Source organism: uncultured Exiguobacterium sp. (genome assembly GCF_964277885.1).
In the GTDB taxonomy this organism is placed as follows: Bacteria; Bacillota; Bacilli; order Exiguobacteriales; family Exiguobacteriaceae; genus Exiguobacterium_A.
This window is the reverse complement of record NZ_CAXYJR010000005.1, coordinates 1,707,775-1,730,779: the sequence shown is the minus strand read 5'-3', so window position 1 is coordinate 1,730,779 and position 23,005 is coordinate 1,707,775. Positions and strand designations below refer to the sequence as shown.

26 protein-coding genes are annotated in these 23,005 nt (G+C 47.3%); 16 read left to right on the top strand and 10 right to left on the bottom strand.

What is annotated here, in order from left to right; genetic code table 11:
- Window positions 1-11 precede the first annotated feature (11 nt).
- Window positions 12-983 (bottom strand): tyrosine-type recombinase/integrase, encoded by a 972-nt coding sequence (locus ACHWTJ_RS10950; protein ID WP_294742434.1) that lies wholly within the window; start codon window positions 981-983, stop codon window positions 12-14.
- A gap of 139 nt (window positions 984-1,122) precedes the next feature.
- Here ACHWTJ_RS10950 and hflX point away from each other — a divergent pair, with 139 nt between their 5' ends.
- The 6 genes from hflX (at window position 1,123) to ACHWTJ_RS10920 (ending at window position 6,179) form a co-directional block, all read left to right on the top strand.
- Window positions 1,123-2,364 (top strand): GTPase HflX, encoded by a 1,242-nt coding sequence (hflX, locus tag ACHWTJ_RS10945; protein ID WP_034785946.1) that lies wholly within the window; start codon window positions 1,123-1,125, stop codon window positions 2,362-2,364.
- Window positions 2,365-2,366: 2 nt separating this feature from the next.
- Window positions 2,367-3,644 carry an aminotransferase class I/II-fold pyridoxal phosphate-dependent enzyme gene (locus ACHWTJ_RS10940; RefSeq protein WP_394679710.1) on the top strand — a complete coding sequence of 426 codons (1,278 nt, stop codon included), beginning with the start codon at window positions 2,367-2,369 and terminating at the stop codon, window positions 3,642-3,644.
- A 141-nt stretch (window positions 3,645-3,785) separates the two neighbouring features.
- Window positions 3,786-4,184 (top strand): MerR family transcriptional regulator, encoded by a 399-nt coding sequence (locus ACHWTJ_RS10935; RefSeq protein ID WP_023467758.1) that lies wholly within the window; start codon window positions 3,786-3,788, stop codon window positions 4,182-4,184.
- Window positions 4,185-4,229: 45 nt separating this feature from the next.
- A complete protein-coding gene (gene glnA, locus ACHWTJ_RS10930) occupies window positions 4,230-5,576 on the top strand; it encodes a type I glutamate--ammonia ligase (RefSeq protein ID WP_023467759.1) in 1,347 nt (448 codons plus the stop codon).
- Window positions 5,577-5,692: 116 nt separating this feature from the next.
- Entirely contained in the window at window positions 5,693-5,929 is a 237-nt protein-coding gene (locus tag ACHWTJ_RS10925) for a (4Fe-4S)-binding protein (protein WP_058713286.1), read from the top strand.
- Window positions 5,904-6,179, top strand: coding sequence for a GNAT family N-acetyltransferase (locus ACHWTJ_RS10920; protein ID WP_035398130.1), 276 nt, complete (start codon window positions 5,904-5,906; stop codon window positions 6,177-6,179). The genes ACHWTJ_RS10925 and ACHWTJ_RS10920 overlap by 26 nt, the downstream gene beginning before the upstream one ends.
- 314 nt (window positions 6,180-6,493) lie before the next feature.
- Here the strand turns inward: ACHWTJ_RS10920 and ACHWTJ_RS10915 are convergent, their stop codons facing one another.
- Both ACHWTJ_RS10915 and ACHWTJ_RS10910 read right to left on the bottom strand, forming a co-directional pair.
- Window positions 6,494-6,820, bottom strand: coding sequence for an AzlD domain-containing protein (locus ACHWTJ_RS10915; protein ID WP_394679709.1), 327 nt, complete (start codon window positions 6,818-6,820; stop codon window positions 6,494-6,496).
- The gene (locus tag ACHWTJ_RS10910; RefSeq protein WP_394679708.1) at window positions 6,799-7,500 is read right to left on the bottom strand and encodes an AzlC family ABC transporter permease; all 702 of its coding nucleotides are present in this window, start codon (window positions 7,498-7,500) and stop codon (window positions 6,799-6,801) included. The genes ACHWTJ_RS10915 and ACHWTJ_RS10910 overlap by 22 nt, the downstream gene beginning before the upstream one ends.
- 154 nt (window positions 7,501-7,654) lie before the next feature.
- Between ACHWTJ_RS10910 and dhaK the strand changes: the two genes are divergently transcribed.
- The 3 genes from dhaK to dhaM are packed head-to-tail and all read left to right on the top strand — an operon-like array spanning window position 7,655 to window position 9,611.
- Window positions 7,655-8,623, top strand: a complete 969-nt coding sequence (gene dhaK, locus ACHWTJ_RS10905; RefSeq protein ID WP_294742420.1) for a dihydroxyacetone kinase subunit DhaK — start codon at window positions 7,655-7,657, stop codon at window positions 8,621-8,623.
- Between the two features lie 24 nt (window positions 8,624-8,647).
- On the top strand, window positions 8,648-9,250 hold the full coding sequence (gene dhaL / locus ACHWTJ_RS10900; RefSeq protein ID WP_394679707.1) for a dihydroxyacetone kinase subunit DhaL: 603 nt from the start codon (window positions 8,648-8,650) through the stop codon (window positions 9,248-9,250).
- Complete coding sequence (dhaM, locus tag ACHWTJ_RS10895) at window positions 9,243-9,611, top strand: dihydroxyacetone kinase phosphoryl donor subunit DhaM (RefSeq protein WP_294742400.1); 369 nt, start codon at window positions 9,243-9,245, stop codon at window positions 9,609-9,611. The genes dhaL and dhaM overlap by 8 nt, the downstream gene beginning before the upstream one ends.
- 99 nt (window positions 9,612-9,710) lie before the next feature.
- Here dhaM and glpK read toward each other — a convergent pair whose 3' ends face one another.
- From glpK to lexA, 4 genes are all read right to left on the bottom strand, one after another.
- Complete coding sequence (glpK, locus tag ACHWTJ_RS10890) at window positions 9,711-11,213, bottom strand: glycerol kinase GlpK (RefSeq protein ID WP_294742397.1); 1,503 nt, start codon at window positions 11,211-11,213, stop codon at window positions 9,711-9,713.
- Window positions 11,214-11,259: 46 nt separating this feature from the next.
- Window positions 11,260-11,961, bottom strand: a complete 702-nt coding sequence (locus ACHWTJ_RS10885) for an MIP/aquaporin family protein (RefSeq protein ID WP_294742395.1) — start codon at window positions 11,959-11,961, stop codon at window positions 11,260-11,262.
- A 186-nt stretch (window positions 11,962-12,147) separates the two neighbouring features.
- A complete protein-coding gene (locus ACHWTJ_RS10880; protein ID WP_394679706.1) occupies window positions 12,148-12,618 on the bottom strand; it encodes a metal-binding protein in 471 nt (156 codons plus the stop codon).
- A 31-nt stretch (window positions 12,619-12,649) separates the two neighbouring features.
- Entirely contained in the window at window positions 12,650-13,264 is a 615-nt protein-coding gene (lexA, locus tag ACHWTJ_RS10875) for a transcriptional repressor LexA (protein ID WP_023467770.1), read from the bottom strand.
- 211 nt (window positions 13,265-13,475) lie between these two features.
- Here lexA and ACHWTJ_RS10870 point away from each other — a divergent pair, with 211 nt between their 5' ends.
- The 7 genes from ACHWTJ_RS10870 to ACHWTJ_RS10840 all read left to right on the top strand — a co-directional run bounded on the left by ACHWTJ_RS10870 (window position 13,476) and on the right by ACHWTJ_RS10840 (window position 21,041).
- Window positions 13,476-13,763, top strand: coding sequence for a hypothetical protein (locus ACHWTJ_RS10870; RefSeq protein ID WP_394679705.1), 288 nt, complete (start codon window positions 13,476-13,478; stop codon window positions 13,761-13,763).
- Between the two features lie 45 nt (window positions 13,764-13,808).
- Entirely contained in the window at window positions 13,809-14,462 is a 654-nt protein-coding gene (locus ACHWTJ_RS10865) for a recombinase family protein (RefSeq protein WP_394679704.1), read from the top strand.
- A gap of 113 nt (window positions 14,463-14,575) precedes the next feature.
- Complete coding sequence (locus ACHWTJ_RS10860) at window positions 14,576-14,812, top strand: DUF896 domain-containing protein (RefSeq protein ID WP_035398122.1); 237 nt, start codon at window positions 14,576-14,578, stop codon at window positions 14,810-14,812.
- Between the two features lie 255 nt (window positions 14,813-15,067).
- Window positions 15,068-17,056 carry a transketolase gene (tkt, locus tag ACHWTJ_RS10855; protein ID WP_294749949.1) on the top strand — a complete coding sequence of 663 codons (1,989 nt, stop codon included), beginning with the start codon at window positions 15,068-15,070 and terminating at the stop codon, window positions 17,054-17,056.
- 123 nt (window positions 17,057-17,179) lie between these two features.
- On the top strand, window positions 17,180-17,410 hold the full coding sequence (locus tag ACHWTJ_RS10850) for a YneF family protein (protein WP_012370001.1): 231 nt from the start codon (window positions 17,180-17,182) through the stop codon (window positions 17,408-17,410).
- 119 nt (window positions 17,411-17,529) lie between these two features.
- On the top strand, window positions 17,530-19,281 hold the full coding sequence (locus ACHWTJ_RS10845; protein ID WP_294742376.1) for an ABC transporter transmembrane domain-containing protein: 1,752 nt from the start codon (window positions 17,530-17,532) through the stop codon (window positions 19,279-19,281).
- Window positions 19,278-21,041 (top strand): ABC transporter ATP-binding protein, encoded by a 1,764-nt coding sequence (locus ACHWTJ_RS10840; protein ID WP_294742375.1) that lies wholly within the window; start codon window positions 19,278-19,280, stop codon window positions 21,039-21,041. The genes ACHWTJ_RS10845 and ACHWTJ_RS10840 overlap by 4 nt, the downstream gene beginning before the upstream one ends.
- Window positions 21,042-21,100: 59 nt before the next feature.
- On the opposite strand, the gene ACHWTJ_RS10835 is transcribed toward ACHWTJ_RS10840, so the two are convergent.
- From ACHWTJ_RS10835 to ACHWTJ_RS10825, 3 genes are all read right to left on the bottom strand, one after another.
- A complete protein-coding gene (locus ACHWTJ_RS10835; protein ID WP_294742372.1) occupies window positions 21,101-21,991 on the bottom strand; it encodes an SH3 domain-containing protein in 891 nt (296 codons plus the stop codon).
- Window positions 21,992-22,295: 304 nt separating this feature from the next.
- The gene (locus ACHWTJ_RS10830; RefSeq protein ID WP_394679703.1) at window positions 22,296-22,715 is read right to left on the bottom strand and encodes a hypothetical protein; all 420 of its coding nucleotides are present in this window, start codon (window positions 22,713-22,715) and stop codon (window positions 22,296-22,298) included.
- A 73-nt stretch (window positions 22,716-22,788) separates the two neighbouring features.
- Window positions 22,789-22,983, bottom strand: coding sequence for an aspartyl-phosphate phosphatase Spo0E family protein (locus tag ACHWTJ_RS10825; RefSeq protein WP_023467779.1), 195 nt, complete (start codon window positions 22,981-22,983; stop codon window positions 22,789-22,791).
- Window positions 22,984-23,005: the final 22 nt, after the last annotated feature.

Here is a 23,005-nt window from a genome sequence, read left to right as displayed (position 1 = left end):
TAAACGTATCATTACAGTAATGGTGTCAGTTCCTCGACTGCCTCTTCATAACGTCGAAGTGAGACATCCTTATAAAGACACGTCTTCTGCAGACGTTCTTCCTTCGTCATCTCGTCCTGATACGTTTTTAGAATGAAACTGTTGCGTAACATCGACGGCGTCAAGATCCGTTTATTATCCGACCGTTCATTCAGCTGACGCATCATCTTCGTGATCATGACGATCGACAGTTGCTTCGGTGCATTCTTGCTGTAGACCCAGCGGAACGTCATCCGGGCGAAGTCAAAGGCGACGAAAAAGGGATCGGTGCTGTGATAACGCGGGCGGACCGGTTCCGGAATTGTCTTCAAGTAACGCAGCATGATGTCTTGATCCTCCCGCTCGAGGTGAAGCAGGTAACGATTGCCGAGTCGGTCGTGGACGGTCATCTCTTGCTGGGCGAAATTGAGGTCATGCATCTTCAAACCAATGATGTGATGAACACGTAAGCCGTAGCGATAAAACAATCGAAGGATCAGTTCGTTTCGATCGATTAAAAACGGACGTGCCTTCAATTGATGTTCCGTCAATCCACGATCAGATTGATTCGTCCGCACCAATTGCTCGTATTCCTTAAAAGAAGCGACATGTTTTGCCGTCAGTTCGTGCGTCGGTTGTGCGTATTCGATCAGCTTCGCTTTCGTTTGCCGAATCTGGTAATTGACTTGATTGATAACAGTGACAATTCGAGCGACCGTCGCTTGTTGGTAGAGTTTCTCTTCGATCAAGTACTCATTGATGAACGTCTTCCACGTCTCGATCGAAATCGCCTTGAAATCGTCGATTGTCTCGAGTGGTTGATCGACATCCGTCATATAGCGATGGACTTCGATTAAATCATAGCGATAGCGTCGGACGGTCGAAAGTTGCCGTCCACTTGTTGTTAGATAAAACAGGTAGCGTTCAATGAACTCTGGAAGCGTATACGACTGTTCGCGTGCCATCGTTTTCCTCCCTTTCCTCATGGTGTTTCTTCCATCATAAACCGAACGGATGTTTCCTGTCCAAAAAAGTTCAGACGAACCGGTGGCTGTGGTATGATAAGGGGCGCAGTACGTCTTTACTCGTGAAAGGAATGATATTATGTCAGAACGCGTCATCGTCGTTGGTTGCCAGCTCCCCGGTGTCCCGGACCATGTCTATGAAGAATCGGTCGCGGAGCTCGAAGCACTCGTCACGACTGCGCATGGTGTCGTCGTCGGTCGTTTGGATCAAAAACGACAAGCGATTGACCGCCGTACGTTCATCGGAAAAGGAAAGGTTGAAGAACTCGTTGCCTTAGCGGACGAACTTGAACCTGATTTAATCATATTCAATGCCGAGGTCACGCCCGGTCAGATGAAAAATATCCGAATCGCCTTATCGGATCCGGAAGCCATCAAATTGATCGACCGGACGCAGTTGATCCTCGATATCTTCGCTGGACGTGCCCAGTCGCGCGAAGGGAAATTACAAGTCGAACTGGCACAGATGAGTTATCTGTTACCACGCCTAGCCGGGCAGGGCACACAACTGTCACGTCTTGGCGGCGGAATCGGAACACGTGGACCAGGTGAGTCGAAACTCGAGACGGACCGCCGTCATATCCGTCGTCGCGTCGATGAGATCTCAAAACAACTCGAGACATCCGTCGCCCACCGTGCCCGTTACCGAGAACGTCGCAAAGAGAACCAGACGTTCCAAATCGCGCTCGTCGGATATACGAATGCCGGCAAATCCACGATCTTCAACCGGTTGACACAAGCCGACACATACGAGAAGGATGAGTTGTTCGCGACGCTCGATCCGTTGACACGTCAAGTCGATTTGCCGGAAGGCGGGCAAATCCTCCTGACGGATACGGTTGGTTTCATCCAAGATCTCCCGACGAAGTTGATCGCGGCGTTCCGCTCGACCCTCGAGGAAGTGCTGGAAGCCGACTTGATCCTCCACGTCGTTGATGCATCGAGTGAGCATTACTTGAATCAGATGCAGACGACGAACGATGTCCTCGATGAACTCGGTGCCGGTGACATTCCGCAGCTCGAGGTCTACAACAAAAAAGATCAACTGAACCGCTTGTTCACAGGCGGAAAGCTGTTGATTTCTGCCCTTGATCCGCAGGACATCGAGCGTTTGATCGAAGAAATCGAACGCTCGATCAGTGAAATCCTCGAGTATCTCGAGATCCGCATTCCGGTTGACGGTTTTGCCCATTACAATCCGGCGAAGGAAGTCATGATGAACTTGAAGGAATCATTCGAAGAAGATGGTTCCGTCATCTTAAAAGGTTACTTGCGGAAAGATACGCGTCTATACGCGACATTGAAACAATACGAGGTGTAAACATGTTTTCAGAATTAACCCATTACGAAACGCTCCGTCCGCTCATTGATCGGGCGGAGGAACAGATTGCCCCGTACGTCAAGAAGGCGCAAGAGGTCGCGGAATACAATCAATTCCGTGTCCTCGATGCGTTCCGACGTCACAAAGTCAGTGATTTTCACTTCATGCCGTCAACAGGTTACGGCTACAACGATGAAGGACGCGATACGCTCGAACGGATCTATGCCGATGTCTTCGGTGCGGAAGCGGGTCTTTGTCGTCCGCAGATCATCAGCGGAACCCATGCAATCGGTATCGCATTGTTCGGTTTGTTATTGCCAGGCGATGAATTGCTTTATATCACGGGAAAACCATACGATACGCTCGAAGAGATTGTCGGAATTCGTGGTGACGGACGCGGTTCATTAAAGGAACTGGGCGTACGGTATGATGTCGTCGAGATGAAAAATGCCGAGACGATCGACGTACCGGCTGTTCTCGAACGGATCACGCCACAGACGAAGGTCGTCGGGATTCAGCGTTCAAAAGGCTATGCGACGCGACGCAGTCTGCCGGTCAACGAGATCGGTGAAGCAATCGCCGCCATCAAAGCTGTCCATCCGCACGTCTTGATCTTCGTTGATAACTGCTACGGTGAGTTCGTCGAGACAATTGAACCGACACACGTCGGAGCGGACTTAATGGCAGGGTCGTTGATCAAAAACCCGGGTGGCGGTCTTGCGAAGACCGGCGGTTATCTCGTCGGTCGGACCGACTTGATTGAACGAGCGTCGTTCCGGATGACGACACCAGGAATTGGCGCTGAAGCCGGTCCGTCGTTATCGGCACTTCCAGATATGTATCAAGGCTTCTATATGGCACCTCATACGGTCAGTCAAGCGTTGATGGGCGCGATGTTCACGTCGAGCATGCTTGGTCAGTTTGGCTTTGATACGGCACCACACCATACGGCAGAACGGACGGATTTGATTCAATCGGTCTCGTTCCATGCACCGGAGCCGATGATTGCTTTCTGTCAGGCGATTCAAGCGGCTTCACCCGTCAATGCGCATGCGCTACCGATTCCGGATTATATGCCGGGATATGCGGATGATGTCATCATGGCAGCAGGAACATTCGTACAAGGCTCATCGATTGAGTTATCAGCGGACGGTCCGATCCGTGCGCCCTATACTGCGTACGTCCAAGGTGGTTTGACGTATAGCCACGTCAAGATTGCCATCATCTCAGCCGTCAATCACTTGATGGAAAAACAATTAATTCCAGAAAAAAACGTTTAATACTAGAATATCTCGTGAAAAGACCTCTGAACGACTTCATGTAAAGCGATTAAAAAAAGTTGTGTTAACTTTTCTTACATCGCTTGACAAGTTGCCTGACAGAGGTTTATTCTCATGGAGTAAGGAAAAAGGAGGAACCACATGGCAGACTCATCACGCCAGTCCAAGCCACTATTTCCCATCGGAGTCGTTCAAGAGTTGACCGCGCTATCTGCCCGCCAGATCCGATACTATGAAGAACAAGGACTGATCAAACCGGAGCGGACAGAGACGAAGCGTCGCCTCTATTCGTTCAACGATGTCGATCGTCTGTTGTCGATCAAGGAATACCTGGATCAGGGACTGAATATCGCAGGGATCAAATTGATTTTTGAAAACGATCTCGTCAAACGCGAACGCGTTGCGGAGAGCGTCGTCGAGACGCGTCCGGAACTATCTGACGGCGAATTGTATAAACTCCTGAAAAATGAATTGAAGGAAGCAGGACGACATGGAAAGACGTCGCTCATCCAAGGTGAGCTCGGACGTTTCTTCAAGTAAGGACCTGTAACCATATAAAAACGAATCGGAGAGGGGATTTGTCACATGACACGTCGCAACATTACACGAGAAGACATTTTGAAAATCGCTAAAGCTGAGGATGTACGCTTTATTCGCTTACAGTTCACAGATATCCTCGGAACGATCAAGAACGTTGAGATTCCAGTAAGCCAATTGGAAAAAGCACTTGATAACAAAATGATGTTCGATGGTTCATCGATCGAAGGATTTGTCCGGATCGAAGAATCAGATATGTATCTCTTCCCAGACTTGAACACATGGGTCGTCTTCCCATGGACAGAAGATGGAACAGGGAAAGTTGCACGTTTAATCTGTGACATTCACAATCCGGATGGCACGCCGTTCGCAGGAGACCCACGTGGTCAGCTCAAACGGGTACTTAAAGAGATGGAAGAGCTCGGTTTCTCATCATTCAACGTTGGACCAGAGCCAGAATTCTTCCTCTTCAAGAAAGATGAAAAAGGTCGTCCGACACTTGAATTGAACGACCAAGGTGGATACTTCGACCTCGCACCAGTCGACCTTGGAGAAAACTGCCGTAAAGAGATCGTCATCGAGCTCGAGAACATGGGCTTTGAAATCGAAGCATCACACCACGAAGTTGCTCCAGGTCAGCACGAAATCGACTTCAAATATGCGGATGCGATCACGACAGCGGATAACATCCAAACGTTCAAACTCGTCGTCAAGACGATTGCTGCGAAGCACAACTTGCACGCGACATTCATGCCAAAACCACTCTTCGGTGTCAACGGATCAGGAATGCACGCGAACATGTCGCTCTTCAAAGGCAACGAGAACGTCTTCTTCGATGAAGGCAACGAAGACATGCAATTGTCGGATGATGCACGTGCCTTCACGGCAGGTATCCTCAAACACGCTCGTGCGTTCACAGCGGTTTGTAACCCGACAGTCAACTCATACAAACGTCTTGTTCCTGGCTACGAAGCACCTTGCTACGTGGCATGGTCAGCACGTAACCGTTCACCACTCGTCCGTGTTCCTGCAGCACGTGGACTCTCGACTCGAATCGAAGTTCGTTCAGTCGACCCAGCAGCGAACCCGTACCTTGCGCTTGCGACATTGCTCGCTTCAGGTCTTGACGGAATCAAGAACAACTTGAAAGCACCGGCTCCAATCGACCGTAACATCTACGTCATGGACAAACCGGAACGCGTTGCGAACGGAATTGATGATCTTCCATCAACACTCAGCCACGCACTTGAAGTCTTGAAAGCGGATGACGTCGTCATGCACGCTCTCGGCGATCACATCGCAGAGCACTTCGTCGAATTGAAAGAAATCGAATGGGATATGTTCCGGACGCAAGTCACGGAATGGGAACGCGATCAGTACATGGTCTTGTTCTAATCCAACTCAAGCACTTCTGGACTTCTGTCCGGAAGTGCTTTTTTCATAGCGCCGACAGGGATTGAGTCAAGAATGTGGAAAGATACAAGAGTACAAAGAAAGGGAGACGATACATTATGAAAAAAGGATATGAAGGCAAAGAGATCACGGTCTATTTTGATTCGGAAGTCTGCATTCACTCTGGTCATTGTGTACAAAGTCTACCAACTGTCTTTGATGTCAAGCGGCGTCCTTGGATTGAAGCGGACGGTGCACCGGTTGAAGACGTCATGCGCGTCGTCGACGGTTGTCCGAGCGGTGCCTTATCTTACGAACGGAGGGAAGCGAATGGAGCTGAAACGAGCGGAACGTAAAATCGAAGCCCATCAGGAAGGGGAAGTGATTGGGGAAATCACTTACAGCGATACGAATAACGGCATGTGGATCATCGATCATACGTATGTCGATCCCGCGCACCGCAATCAACAGATCGGGGAACAACTCGTTGCCGAGATCGTCAACTGGGCACGGGAAGCAAACGTCAAACTGCTACCGTTATGTCCGTTTGCGAAAAAAGAGTTTGAACATCAATCGGATTATCAGGACGTACAAGCAAATACGTGAACACAAAAATCTCCTCCAGTCTCTCAAGACCAGAGGAGATTTTTTCGAGTCATTGTTTATGATTCCTGATCTCCGTTTTACGAGAAACCATCAGCGTACAGAAATAGGCGATGACGTACAACATAATCAGTCCTTGTTTTAGCAGATAAGGTAGATCCATTTGACTCGCGATTACAAAGATGGTGCACAGCAATATCAAATAGGGTATAAACTGCTTATTTGGCATATCAAGACCTCCTTCACCATCCAATTTATTTCTATATTAAGGATTACACAAAAGATGCATCGAAATAGACTAAAGAAGAATGACTTGCTTATAGATATAATCTTAGAAACGCCATGGTGACGACACCAGTCACGACCGTCCAGGATAAACTTTTACTGAAAACCGCGACCGCCATCGTCGGTAATGCTGCGAAGACATGAAGCGTCGAAACCGTCGGAAATGCCTCATCTTGAGCGATGAGGAGATTCTGAAAAAAGAGGGCACCAAGCAGGCAAATCGGAATGAACGAGAGCCATTCTGTTACAAGACGCGGTAACGTCAGTCCATGAAGGACGAGAAACGGTAAGACGCGTGGAGTCCAAGTGACGAGTCCACAAGCTAAAAAAAGAGCAATTAATTCTGGGCGGATTTCCATCGTGTGATCACGACTCCTATACTTGCACCACCGAGCGTCGCGCAAAGAACGGCGACTTCTGGAGAAAAGTAGCGCATGGTTATGTAAAGCAATAGTAAGACAATCAGTAAAAGAAAACTATTCACGGCAATACGGGAACGTTCCCCTTCAAACTGTAAGTACAATAAGCCGATGAACATCGCTGTCAGGGCAAAATCGAGACCGAAGCGCTCGGGATCTGGTAACCAGCTGCCGACAAAGGCGCCGAGTACGGTTGCGACGATCCAACTAAAGTAAGCAGTCAGATTCAAGCCATTCATGAAGGACGGGGAGAGCTTCTCTTTTTGGGCAGTGTTCATCGCGACAGCGAACGACTCATCCGTCAGTAGCGTTCCGGTACCGAGGCGGTCGCGAAGATGACGTGTCTCAACATGTGGCGCAAGCGTCAGACTCATTAACAAGTGCCTGAGATTGACGATGAACGTCGTCAGAATGATGGCAGAAGCAGGACTATTTAATAGTAAGAGACTCGTGATGATGAACTGAGCGGCGCCGGCATAGATGAAGACGGACATGAATCCGACTTCAAGAGGGGATAAGCCGGAGGCACGACCAACGATCCCGGCTGAGAAGCCGATGCCGATATATCCGAGGACAGTGGGTAGACAGGCACGGACACCTGCTTGAAAGGCTGATGACATTCGATTCCTCCTCTTTTTTAAGAGCATAGCATTCATGCGGGATATCGTCACCAACTGGTCAATATTTTCATCATTTTTTTCGACATATTCGACTTGATTTGGTGGTAAAGACTAAGTGGTACGGCAAAATCAGTTAGGTAAAGGAGCGTTTTTCATGCACAAATTAATGAAAGATTCAAACCGGTTCGTTTCAGACATGGTCGACGGACTCGTATTAGCTCACCCTGATTTGTATAAAAAGGTCGAAGGGGTCAATGTCGTCGCGCGGAAAGTACCGCTCGATGGAAAAGTCGGACTCGTTTCTGGTGGGGGAAGTGGGCATGAACCGGCGCACGCTGGATTCGTTGGTGACGGTATGCTTGCAGCGGCTGTTTGTGGGGAAGTCTTCACGTCACCGACACCGGACATGGTGCTTGAAGGTATCAAGGCAGCCCATGGCGGAAAAGGTGTCCTCCTTGTCGTCAAGAACTACTCGGGTGATGTCATGAACTTCGATATGGCGAAGGAACTCGCTGAACTCGAGGACATCGAAGTCGACACGGTCATCGTCAATGATGACATCGCGATCAAAAAGGAAGAGGATCGTCGTGGTGTTGCGGGAACGGTCTTCGTCCATAAGATTGCCGGAGCTGCGGCTGCAGAAGGGAAATCATTGAGTGAAGTCAAGGCAGTTGCTGAAAAAGTAATCAAGGGCGTTCGCTCGATCGGAATGGCACTCTCGCCATGTTACATGCCGGAGAGTGGCAAGCCAGGCTTTGAGTTGCATGATGACGAGATGGAAATCGGAATCGGGATTCATGGCGAAAAAGGACTCGAACGAAAAGCTGTCGCTTCCGTTGATGCGATCGTCAAAGAGTTGCTCGATCGTCTGACGAAAGAGGTACCAGACAAAAAAGTCGCCGTCATGGTGAATGGGATGGGTGGAACACCAGAATCCGAACTGTATATCACGTATAAATACGTCGCGGAAGAACTTCAGGCACATGGTTACGAGATTGCCCGTTCGTTCGTCGGAAACTATATGACGTCGCTCGAGATGCACGGATTCTCAATCACGCTCTTACCAGTAGATAATGAACTGCTCGGTTATCTCGATGCAGAAACGAAAGCGATTGGATTCTAATTTAGATAAACGGGGTGTACAAAGATGAAGTTGACGACGGAACAGTTGCGAAGCGCACTTATCAAAGCAGCGGAACAGATTGAACAGCACAAGGATGAATTGACGGACCTTGACCGGGAAATCGGTGACGGGGACCACGGGATCAATATGTCACGAGGCTTTCAAGCAGTCCAAAAGACGTTAGAAGAACATGGTGAATATGAGGACTTAGGGGCTCTATCGAAAGAAGTCGGGATGACGCTAATCAAGACGGTCGGTGGAGCATCCGGTCCTTTGTACGGCACGGCCTTCGTTAAGTTCGCTGGTGCGTTCAAAGGAAAAACAGAAGTCGAAGGTGCAGAACTCGCGGATGCTTTCCATGAAGCGACGGAAGGTATTAAATCTCGTGGGAAATCAGAATTTGGTCAAAAGACGATGGTCGATATCTGGACACCGTTCCAAGAGGCGCTTTCGCAAGAATGGGATTTGAAAGCAGCAATCGATCAAGCGCTTGCTGATACGAAAGCGCGCATCGCAACGAAAGGACGCGCATCTTACTTCGGTGAAGCGACGGAAGGCGTCCAAGATCCAGGTAGTCTATCGAGTGCATTGTTGCTCGGCGAAATCGCGGAGGTGCTTCATGGTTAATCTTGTACTCGTTTCCCATAGTGAAAAACTTGCCACTGGACTAAAGGAACTGTTGGCAGAAATGGCGCCGGATACGACGGTCTTAATAGCAGCCGGTCTTGAAGACGGTAGCATTGGAACGGACGCGACGCGAATCGAAGAAACACTGAATACGCTAGACGATGATGGAGTCGTCTTAACGGATATCGGTTCTGCGACGATGAACACGGAACTGGCACTTGAACTATACAGTGGCGAACGGACGGTTCGGTTTATCGATGCACCACTCGTCGAAGGTGCGTTTTTAGCGGCAGTCCTAAGCGGTCAATCCAAATCCGTTGACGAGATTGAAGACGGATTGAAAAAAGAATTCGGTAAATAATTGATGAAAGCCCTCTTTGCAATAAAGCCAAGAGGGCTTTTTTATACCATCGGATATCAAAAACCCGGTCCCTCTGCAAAAGGGACCGGGTTAATTGTCTTATTTCGATGGCTTGAAGATCATTGTTGCTTCCACCGCTTTTTGCCATCCAGCATAGCGTTGTTCACGATCGTCTTCTTTCATCTCTGGTTTGAACTGGTGATCCAGCTTCCATTGTTGTTTGATTTCCGCTTTATCTTTCCAGTAACCGACGGCTAATCCAGCAAGGTAGGCTGCACCGAGTGCTGTCGTTTCGTTGATTTCTGGACGATCGACAGGAACACCGAGGATGTCCGATTGGAACTGCATCAAGAAGTTGTTAGCTACAGCACCACCATCGACACGAAGTGTCTTCAGTTCGATACCAGAATCTTGTTCCATTGCTGTCAACACGTCGCGTGTTTGGTAAGCGAGTGATTCAAGCGTTGCCCGAACAAAGTGCTCCTTATCAGTTCCGCGTGTTAATCCAAAGATTGCTCCACGAACATCTGAATCCCAGTACGGCGCACCAAGACCAACGAAGGCAGGAACGACATAAACGCCGTCTGTCGAATCGACTTTCGTTGCGTAGTCTTCTGAATCCTTGGCGTGCTTCAACATACGGAGTCCATCACGGAGCCACTGGATCGCAGAACCAGCGACGAAAATAGAACCCTCAAGCGCATATTCGACTTTTCCATCAACGCCCCAAGCAATCGTCGTCAGGAGTCCGTTATCAGAAGAAACAGCTTTCTCACCCGTATTCATGAGCATGAAACAACCTGTTCCGTATGTGTTCTTACCTTCACCTGCTTCAAAGCATGTTTGACCGAAGAGTGCAGCTTGTTGGTCACCAGCGATTCCGGCAATTGGCACTTCGTAACCGAAGAAGTGATACGGTACTGTTTTATCGTAGACTTCACTCGATTGACGAACTTCTGGCAACATCGATGCAGGAACACCGAGGATATCGAGTAACTCTTCATCCCATTTTTGTTCATAAATGTTATACATCAATGTTCGTGAAGCGTTCGTGTAGTCCGTGATGTGCGTTTTTCCACCAGACAGTTTCCAAACGAGCCACGTATCGATCGTACCGAAGAGTAATTCACCGTTCTCCGCTTGCTGACGCGCACCTTCAACATTGTCGAGAATCCATTTGACTTTCGTACCAGAGAAGTAGGCATCAATCAAGAGTCCTGTCTTATCACGGAACTTCTGGTTTAAGCCTTGTTCTTTTAAGTCATCACAGATACCAGACGTTTGACGTGATTGCCAAACGAGTGCATGATAAACGGGTTTGCCTGTTTCTTTGTTCCAGACGACCGTCGTTTCACGTTGGTTCGTAATGCCGATTCCAGCGATTTGCTCAGGTTTGATATCTGCTGTTCCGAGTGCTTCTGCCATGACAGCAAGAATCGAACCCCAGATTTCGTTTGCATCATGCTCGACCCAGCCTGGTTGCGGGAAGTATTGTTTGAATTCCCGTTGTGCCGAGTTGACGATTTTCCCATCGTGATCGAAGATGATCGCACGTGAGCTTGTCGTACCTTGGTCGAGTGCTAGGATATACTTGTTTTCCATTTCGAAATCCCCCTTGAGCGGTATGTGTTAGTGAAACGTGATCTTATTAGTAGATCAATTGATAGATGAACACGGCAAGCGCTCCACCGATGATTGGACCGACGACTGGAATCCATGAGTAGCCCCAGTCAGAGGAACCTTTATTCGGAATCGGTAGAATGGCATGCGCGATACGCGGTCCAAGGTCACGGGCTGGGTTGATGGCGTACCCTGTTGTACCACCAAGCGATAGACCGATGACGACGACGAGTAAACCGACGATGAGTGGTTTTAAGCCATCACCAAATGTCGTTAAACCGAGTGCCAAGATTCCGAAGACGAGAACGAATGTCCCGATGATTTCAGAAATCAAGTTCGACGGTGTATGACGAATTGCTGGACCCGTTGCGAACACACCAAGTTTTGCAGCTTGATCATCAGTCGCTTCAAAATGTTTCATGTAATGAAGCCAAACGAGAATGGCGCCGATGAAAGCTCCGACAAGTTGTCCGGCAATGTAGACAGGAACGTCTGCCCATGGTAAATCAGAGTTCAAAGCAAGTGCAATCGTTAAAGCTGGGTTCAAGTGCGCACCACTCTCAGCAGCGACGAATGCTGCTGTCATGACGGCAAGACCCCAAGCGAACGTGATGACGATCCATCCGCTGTTTTCCGACTTCGTCTTTTTCAAGACGACACCGGCGACGACACCATCCCCGAGCAGAATGAGGATCATCGTACCGATCATTTCTAGTACAAAGTTATTCATGCAAAAACCCTCCCTTTGGATTAAAGCAGATAATGGTCTTTCTACTTTAAATTACTCCGATTTGAGAACGTTTTCAATACATATAATTGAAATATAGGAATGGAAATTTTTTATTTTGATGTTTAAAGATACGAAAAAGTGGATAAGAAAACACCTCGTCTTGCCTGCAAGCAAGCAAAAGAGGTGTTAACGACGACGCTTTTTTCTTTTTTTAGGTCGAAACCAACTACTGGAATAATCTAGTAGAATATGAATCGTACTCGCTATCATGATGCCGATGACAAACGCAGGCAGGGAAGCGAACCAAGAATCGATGGTCTCTGACGCGATGATTTGAAAATACAAGCTGAGAAATAATAAGGGGATCACAAGTGCAGCGCTATAAAGGAGTCGAATGACATCCCCGATGATCAATCCGTGTGACCAAATTGAGCGATGGGGCATGATCTTGACATACGGCATCCACAGAACTCGAAATGGTCCGAAACGATAATAGGGTTCTGATTTTAAATCGAGGTCGGGTGACAACCAAAGGGTACCGACAGCGATGCCGATGGCGGTCGGTAACCAATCCGTTTGTTGCGTTGCGACCGAATACGCAACGTAACCCGTCAATGCGACGGTATTGACGGTATCATGTACATTTCCTGAAGGCATGAAAAAAGACCAGTCGTAACTGGTCCCTCCGTCAATGAATCGTCCGATACACGCCGATTACCTTACCAAGAATGGAGACATTATCGAAATACATCGGATCCATCGAGTCATTTTCTGGTTGTAGACGTACCTGTTGATCTTCTAAGAAGAACCGTTTCACCGTCGCTTCGCTATCTTCGGTCATAGCTACGACGATTTCTCCGTTTTCTGCTGTGTTTTGTTGGCGTACGATGACACGATCGCCGTCAAGAATACCTGCGTTAATCATCGATTCACCATCGATCGTCAACATGAAGACTGTTTCATTTCCTACATAATGTGCAGGAAGCGGGAACTGTTCTTCGATATTTTCAATCGCTGTAATCGGAAGGCCCGCTGTGACTTTCCCGATGACGGGAACATGGACAATGGCTTCCGTGATTTCTTCAGGCTTATCAAGCAATATCTCAATCGCACGTGGTTTCGTCGGGTCACGGCGAATCATTCCCCGTTTCTCGAGTCGATCCAAATGACCGTGTACCGTCGAGCTAGACGCGAGTCCGACTGCTTCTCCGATTTCACGAACTGATGGTGGATACCCCTTCAGTTTCACTTCAGAGACGATGTAGTCGAGAATCTCTTGTTGGCGCTTAGACATTTTCCGCATACGAATTGCCACCTCTTTCTGGATTGAAGTTTGAAATGTAAGAATATATGTTTCTAGATTCACTATAACATAGAACAAATGAGCGTACAAACAATTGTTCGACATTTTGTGTTGACCGAACACGGGTTCTGTGTTTATTATGAGTTATGCGAACAATTGTTCCGAGAACATTTATTCTAACTCATTCATTTCATATTTGGAGGGATTCATGATGATTCATTCGATTCGTACTCATGCTTTTTCAATTCTCTTCTATGCCTTAAGTATTGCCTTCGTGATCTTTTTACTCATACCACGTCCGGATGAAAAGGTAGCGCAATTGATGACCGCTTCCGTTACGGTCGATGAGAACGCTACAGTCGAACAAATTGCAGAAGTTTACAATGACGGTTCGATGTCAGATGAAGAATACGTCAACTGGTTGATCAAAAATAATGATGTCGAGACAAAACATGTCATCTCAAAAAGCAAAATCGTTGTACCAATCGCACAACAATGACAAAATGGAAAAGTTGTGAAAGAACGAACAGGGATGTGAGGTACGATGAAGGTCGTGATTTATTGTCGGGTATCGACCGAAAAAGAAGCACAAGATAGCTCGATTGAACGCCAACGAATGGAGCTTTCGAAGGTCGCGTCTCAAAAAGGGTTTGATGTCGTAGATATCGTCTCTGAAAAAGAGAGTGGATATGATGTCGATCGCGAAGGGATGCTGACGGTTCTTGATCATGTGACACGTGACGCAGTAGATGCAGTCCTCGTGACGGATGATACACGGATTGGTCGAGGGAATGCGAAAATCGCTATTTTGCACACGTTTAAAAAGCACGGTGTTCGGTTGATGACACTTGATTCTGATGGAGAATACCAGCTTGCTGATGCAGAAGCAATGGTCCTTGAGATTGTCTCGCTGGTGGAAGAATATCAACGGAAATTGCATAACGCTAAAATCGCGCGTGGCATGAGGCGAGCGGTCGAGCAAGGTTTTCGCCCGGAGCGTAATCTCAATCGTCAAGGAGAGAACGCTGGGCGTAGTCGAAAAGACGTACCGATCGAAGAAATCGTACGCCTCCGAGAACTCGGACTGACGTTTTCAGATATCGCCATTACGCTTCGCGGGATGGGACATGATATCTCAAAGGCGACGGTCAATCGTCGATATCTTGAATACCGCGAAATGACGCCTAGCCCGGAATGAGAAGCAAGTAACCTGTCGACTGACACGGTTAACTTGCTTTTTTTTGTAAGCTCTTTTACAGTAAGAATACAATTGAACTACTCAAGTTTGAGTCATAGAGAAAGAGGGATTCCATGTTATCACAAGAACAATTAGATCGAATCAATGCATTAGCGAATAAATCAAAAGTCGAGCCGTTATCGGAAGCAGAAACAGCAGAACAAAAAGAGCTACGTGCTGCGTATCTCGCAGCATTCCGTGGATCGTTCAAAAACCAACTCATGGGCATGAAGATCGTTGATGAAGAGGGCACGGACGTAACACCTGAGAAATTAAAACAAGCACAAGAAGAAGAACGGAATAAACAATAATCGTTTATTTCTTCTATAGAAGAAAGGAGGTCTCCGTCAGGTGGACCTCCTTTTTGTTGGAGTGGTTAGATGAGGAAACATTGCACGATAGCAATACATCTTAATAACGATCTTTCATCAATTCATGCATCCTGTATGAGTCGATAGAACGGCTATAGATAGCGCATTTATTTTAATGTGACATACTATTTAGAAAAGTTGTATCACATTTAAGAGTGTGCTAAAATGAGTAGGAATTTGTGAAAAAGAGAGAGGATGATTGTTTTGACGAACATGACGACAGTAGAACAATTAGCAATTAATACGATTCGTACCTTATCGATTGATGCCGTACAAAAGGCGAATTCGGGTCACCCAGGTATGCCAATGGGAGCAGCACCGATGGCATTCTCGCTTTGGGCGGATCATATGAACCATAACCCTAAAAATCCAGAATGGTTCAACCGCGACCGTTTTGTACTTTCAGCCGGACACGGTTCGATGCTTCTCTACTCACTCCTCCACTTATCGGGATATGATCTATCAATGGATGATCTTAAATCATTCCGTCAATGGGGATCAAAAACACCAGGTCACCCGGAATACCGTCACACGGCTGGTGTAGATGCGACAACAGGTCCACTTGGTCAAGGGATCGCAATGGCAGTTGGTATGGCGATGGCAGAACGTCATCTTGAAGCAAAATACAACCGTGACGAGCTCAACGTCGTCGATCACTTCACATACGGAATTTGTGGAGATGGAGACTTAATGGAAGGTGTCTCAGCTGAGGCGGCTTCACTCGCAGGTCACCTTGGTCTTGGTAAATTGGTCGTATTGTACGATTCAAACGATATCTCACTTGACGGCGATCTCGATAAATCATTCTCTGAAAACGTCCAGAAGCGCTTCGAAGCGTACAACTGGCAAGTCATTCGCGTAGAAGACGGAACGGATATCGATTCGATTTCGAAAGCGATCGCGGCGGCACAAGCAGAGACGACAAAACCAACATTGATCGAAGTCAAGACAGTCATCGGTTTCGGTTCACCGAACAAATCAGGTAAATCGGCTTCTCACGGTGCACCACTCGGTGAAGCGGAAATCAAATTGACGAAAGCTAGCTATGTATGGGATCACGAAGAGTTCTACGTCCCTGAGGAAGTCAAATCATTGTTCGACGAGCGGATCGTCCAACGTGGTGCTTCTGCGGAAGACGCATGGAACGAAACGATGAAACAATACGAAGCAGCGCATCCAGAATTGCATGCGGAACTCGTTCGCGCAATCGCAAACGAATTGCCAAGTAACTGGGAAGCAGATCTTCCGACGTACGACTTGTCATCAAAAAAAGCGACACGACAAACGAGTGGTGAAGTCTTGAATGGCCTTGCGAAGAACGTTCCGACATTGTTCGGTGGTTCAGCTGACCTTGCAGGATCAAACAATACAATGCTCAAAGGCGAAGCAGACTTCGATATCGACCCGAGCGGTCGTAACATCTGGTTCGGTGTACGTGAATTCGCAATGGCTGCGGCTGTCAACGGTATGGCACTTCACGGTGGCGTCATTCCTTACGGCGCGACATTCTTCGTCTTCTCGGATTACCTCCGTCCAGCAGTCCGTCTTGCTGCGTTAATGGGACTACCATCAATCTTCGTCTTGACGCATGACTCGATCGCTGTTGGTGAAGATGGTCCAACACACGAGCCAGTCGAACACTTGATGAGCTTCCGTGCAATGCCGAACGTCACGATCTACCGTCCAGCAGACGGAAAAGAGACGATCGCAGCATGGAAAACAGCGGTTCAAGCAAAAGACAAACCGACACTTCTCGTCTTGACGCGTCAAGGTCTACCAGAGCTTGAAGGTACAACGACGGAAGGCGCTGAAAAAGGTGGTTATGTCATCGCTGGTGATGTGACGAAAGCTGATACGCTCTTGATCGGTACGGGTTCAGAAGTTCACCTTCTTGTCGAAGCACAAAAAGAACTGGGTGAATCAGCAGCTGTCGTTTCGCTTCCATCATGGGAAGTATTCGAAGCACAGTCAGCAGAGTATAAAGAATCAGTTCTTCCGAAACACATCACGAAACGTGTCGCGATCGAAGCAGGCGCTTCACTCGGTTGGTACAAATATGTAGGAACAGAAGGACAAGTCATCGGAATCGATCGTTTCGGCGCATCTGCTCCTGGAGACTTCCTCTTGAAAGAATACGGCATGTCTGTTGAGAACGTTTTAGCGACAGTCAAACAACTCGGATAATCTTTTCCGGAAAAACGGGTCCGATCTTACGTCGGGCTCGTTTTTCATCTATTATCATCTATGCAAACAATTGGAATTATAGTATAGTAAAAAGCGACGTTTTAAGTTAGAGGAGGAAGCAACTTGGCTACATGGATTTGGATTTTAATTGCCCTTCTTTGCTTGGTAGCAGGTGTCGCCCTTGGTTTCTATATCGCTCGTCGATACATGATGAACTACTTGGAGCAAAACCCACCAATCAACGAAGATATGATTAAGACATTGATGATGCAAATGGGTCAAAAGCCATCACAAAAGAAAGTCAACCAAGTGATGCGTTCAATGAGTGGTTCAATGAAATCACCTAAAAAATAAGTTGTACGAAAGGGGGCCAAACGGTCTCCTTTTTATTTGCTATTTTTTAGAAAGAGAACTAATCTAAAATGTGAGACTATTTCAAATAATCATAGGATTTAAAAAGGGGGGAGACTTGAATGGGAGTCTTCAAGAAACTCGGTTGGTTTTTCCGACGAGAATGGAAAGCGTATAGTCTTGGGGTCATCTGCTTGATTTTTGTAGCAGGATTAGAACTCATTCCACCGAAGGTCATTGGATCGACAGTCAATGGTCTGAGCGAAGGAAGCTTGACGAAGCGTGATTTGATTCGTCTCGCCGGTACGTTGCTACTCATCGGGGTTGCGACCTATTTCATTCGTTATTTTTGGCGTTTTCACATTTTTGGGGCATCGATTCGCCTCGGACGCTTGTTACGTAGTCAACTGTATGGTCATTTTTCAGATTTGGATCAATCGTTCTATAAGAAATACCGGAGTGGAGATTTAATGGCACATGCGACGAACGACGTACAGGCGGTATCGATGACAGCGGGGGCCGGTATTTTAACGCTCGTTGACTCGGTGACGATGGGGAGCTTCGTCATCATTACAATGGTCACGACGATCAGTTGGAAATTAACGCTCGTGTCACTTCTGCCGATGCCGCTGATGGTTTACTTGACGTCACGCTACGGGAAAATGTTGCATTCACGTTTTCATGATGCGCAAGAAGCCTTCTCCGATTTGAATGATAAGGTCGCGGAAAGCATTAGTGGTGTCCGCGTCTTAAAAGCAACAGGAGAAGTTGAGTCTGATGTACAGACGTTTACGGATCTATCCGATGACGTCGTCCAAAAGAACCGTCGTGTCGCAAAAATCGATGCGCTGTTTGACCCGACGATTTTTGGATTAGTCGGTCTATCGTACATCATCGCGGTCGGTTACGGCGCCTATTTGTTACAACAAGGTGAGATTCGAATCGGTGACATCGTCTCATTCACTACATATCTTGGTTTATTGACATGGCCGATGCTTGCCTTCGGTTGGTTGTTCAACATCGTTGAACGTGGTCGTGCTTCTTACGACCGGATCGAGCGGATGCTTGCAATCGAACCGGAAATCAAAGATGCGAAGGAAGCGGCGACGAGTGTCTCGTCACCGGAACTCCATGTCGGGATTAAACGATTCATCTATGATACGCAACCGGTCTTACAAGACGTCGATGTGACATTGGAACCCGGGAAATCGCTCGGAATCGTCGGGAAGACGGGTGCTGGGAAATCAACGTTTGTCCGTTTATTGTCTCGCGAATATGACGTCAAACAAGGTGCGATCATGATTGGCGGACGAGACATCAAACAATTGACACGGGATACCGTTCGACGTCAAGTGGCGATCGTTCCGCAAGATCATTTCCTGTTCTCCGCGTCGATTGCCGATAACATCGCCTTTGCAAAACCGGACGCATCAATGGAAGACATCATGGAAGCGGCACGCATTGCGGCAGTCCATGAGGACATTCTCGGCTTTAAGGAAGGATATGCGACGATGGTCGGGGAACGAGGAGTCACATTATCCGGTGGTCAAAAACAACGGATCTCGATTGCCCGGGCATTACTAGCAGACTGTCCGATTTTAGTGCTCGATGATGCGTTGTCTGCGGTCGATGCTAAAACGGAGGAAGCGATCATCCATCACTTCCGCACAGCGGATCATGACCAAGCACAAATCATTGTTGCCCATCGTCTGTCGGCTGTGTCACATACCGATGAGATCATCGTCCTCGAAGACGGTCGGATCATCGAACGGGGCACGCATGAGCAGTTACTCGCTCATGACGGTTGGTATAAAGAGACGTACGATCGCCAGCAACTAGAATCACTTGTCGAACAAGGAGGGCGTTCCGAATGAATCATGATATCAATGAAAAAGCCGTCCTGAAACGATTGCTTGATTTCGTCAAACCGTTCAAAAAGCAGGTCAGCATCGCCTTCATTCTGCTGTTCATTACGACAGCGGCAAAACTCGGGGGACCGTATCTCGTCAAGATTTTCATTGATGAATACGTCGCACCGGGTACGTATCCGGTACAGGAAGTCGCACTTTTGTTTACAGCGTACTTGTTACTGCATACGACAGGAATCATCGTCGATTACTTACAAGCATTCGAATTCCAAAAGATCGCCTTACAAGTCATTCAACGCTTGCGTATCGATGTCTTCCGACACGTCATGCATTTACGACTTGCCTATTTCGACCGGACGCCTGCCGGGGTACTCGTTTCTCGGATCACGAACGATACGGAAGCAATTAAAGAACTCTACATTGGTGTCTTATCGACATTCGTTCAAAGTGGGGTCCAGTTGATTGGAACATATATCTTCCTCTATCTATTAGAGCCGCGACTCGCGACGATTGCGTTACTGTTGTTACCGCTGTTTTATTTCATCGTTTGGATTTACCGGAAGTATTCGACGAAATATTACGCGGAAGTCCGCGATTTACTATCGAAAATCAACGCCCAACTCAATGAATCAATCAACGGGATGGCGATTATCCAGCAGTTCCGTCAAGAAAAACGATTGATGGCGGAATTTGAAGAGACGAACGTCGCCCACCAGAACGGACGTTATAAGAACTTGAAACTCGATAGCTGGTTACTACGACCCATCATCGAATTGTTACTGGCGATCTCGATTGCGACACTTGTGACGTACTTCGGTGTCTTGTCATTCTCGCAAACGGTTCAAGTCGGTGTTGTTTATGCCTTCATTAGTTACATGGAGCGGATCTTCCAACCAGTTCAGCAAATCATGCAACGCTTGTCCGAGTTTCAGCAAGCTGTCGTCTCGGCAGACCGAGTATTCAAGGTCCTCGATACAGATGAACCAGAACCCACGAAACAACTCGAAGGGGAGGCGCGTGTGTCAGAAGGACATATCGTTTTTGAAGACGTTCGCTTTAGTTATGACGGTGAGAAGGATGTCTTGAAAGGGATTTCGTTTGAGGCGAAAAAAGGACAGACAATCGCTCTCGTTGGTCATACGGGAAGTGGCAAAAGTTCAATCATCAATATCCTGATGCGTTTTTATGCCTATCAATCGGGTCGAATCTTGATTGATGGTCAACCACTCGAGCAGTTATCGGAGGAAGAACTACGACAGCATGTCGGACTCGTGTTGCAAGATTCATTCTTGTTCACGGGAACGGTCGCGGACAACATTCGATTATTCGATAGTTCGATTTCCTTTGATCGTGTCGAAGCGGCTGCGAAGTTCGTTCAAGCGGACGGATTCATCAATCAACTGGACCAGCAATATGACAGTCCCGTTGCGGAACGGGGGGCGACGTTCTCAGCTGGGGAACGTCAGTTGATTTCCTTTGCGCGCACGATGGCGCGGGATCCGAAAATCCTGATCCTCGATGAAGCAACCAGCTCGATCGATACTGAGACAGAGGAGAAAGTGCAAGTCGCACTTGAACGGATGCGTCAAGGGCGGACGACGATTGCCATTGCCCACCGTCTATCGACGATTCAAGATGCGGATCTAATTCTTGTTCTTCATCAAGGGGAAGTCATCGAGCAAGGTAATCACCAAGAATTGATTGCACAAGATGGTCTGTATAAGAAGATGTATCAACTGCAATCCGGTCATGTCACAGTTTCTTAAAAAAATAGCCATAAAAAAAGCCTGCCAGGCGGTCTCGCCCGGCAGGTTGTTTCATTTGATTAGTAGACAGTAACTGTGACGTTTTGGCGACCCCAGTTGAGTGCTTCTTGTTGTGAACCAACGAGAAGATCAAGACGGTTACCTTGGATTGCGCCGCCACGGTCGAGTACGATTGCTTCACCAATGCCTTCGATGTGCATACGTGTACCGATTGGGTATTGTGAAGAGGCTGCTACGATACGCATACCATTGTACGTGATCGTATTCGTGACGTCATAACCGCTTGCTGTTAACGCACGGCCATTGTAGAGTTGGCTACCATTGTTAGATGGATCGTTCGTGTAAGCACTGACGTTCATCGTCACTTTTGTACCTGATTTTGCAGGTGTTGATTGTTTTGTTGCAGTTGCTGGTTGAGCAGCTGCTTTTGGAGCTGGCTTCGCAGCTGGTTTAGCAGCCGGTTGTGCTGCTGGTGCTTTAGCTACGCTACCAAGTGTTGTATATGCACTGTGTACATAGCGTGTTTTACCATCGATTGTTGTTTTAATCCATGCACCAACTTTTCCTTCTACGTTAACTTTTTCGCCTTTGTAGAGGTTACCGACGTCTTTCGAGCTTGTCGTTGGTTGTGTGCGGACGTTTAGTACTGCCGTAGTAACTGTCGCTTTTTTAAAGTCGAATGAGCCTGCTGCAGACGTATATGCGCCATGAACGTAACGTTTTTGACCGTTAACTGTTGTTTTGATCCATGCGCCAGAACGTCCTTCGACATTTAATGTTTGACCTTTATATACATTCCCTACGTCTGCTGATGCAGTTGTAGGTGCTGTGCGTACGTTGAGTACTGGTGTATTTACTGTTACCGTTTCTGAGGCAGCCTCTGTCTCTTGGGCAAATCCTACTGATAGAGCTGTTGCTGCAAGACCGGCAGCGAAAACTGCTTTTTTCATTATTGATGTCCTCCTGACATATGCTGTGTTTACTGTTCCTACTTTACACGGCAAAACTGACCTGTGCGTTTACAGGTCAATGTCATTCGAGTTACAAACCGAGCTTGTATGACAACAAGATTGCAAAAGGGCGGTTTTTGTCATCGATAGGACATACTGATTATGAAAAAAGGCTGTCTATAGGTCTTTTGAATTACTATTGCTAAATAATTCGAAAAATTCAACAGAAAAAAGACTCGAAAATAGAAATTATGTCATCCAACTATCGTTTAGTGATAAAAAAATGAAATGGAAGACATGTAGTTCAATACTTGACGATTGTCGTCACCCCGAACGCTGACAGATAGGAACGATGGTACAATTCCTGCATCCAATCGTTAGCGGAAAGTTGAAACGTGCCGTGAATCGTTTGGTACGTTCGCTGGCGAATATTGATTTCGATCGGCTCTAGTAGCGGAGTGGACGGTAGATGGTCATGCATGCTGTCATTTTGATTTTCGATATAGAGCAACTCTAAGACATCTCCTTCTTCCATATAACGCTCTAGGTAAATCATGAACTCCCATTGATCGGCGCCTTCAATCGTATACAGGTAAGGCATCGTGAATCGTCCTCGCTTCAATGAGACATATTCAAGCGTTTCGACTTCATGTACGTATAATCGAGGGAGATCGTCAGGTATATGGAAGGAACGTGAACTGGCTAAGAAAGTCAAAGCGGACATAAAGCACCTCCATCAGAAATAAGAAGTCATAAAAAAGTCAGCATTCACACTCGAATGCTGACCAAATCAATCATTAAGATAAGAGCGGCTCATTCGAACCGTGAATGGTGTAGTTTTGGACCGTCCGTGAATATTCTAAAAGTAGGACGTCGAGTTCATGGCTAAGTTGTAAAACACGCGGGGAGGTAAAGCTGGACTGGTCAGCTTGATGATATAGTTCGCTACGTTTGGCTTCGATGGCTAACGTCAATAGTTGTTGTGTCGTCATAGCAGTCTCCCTTACATTGGTG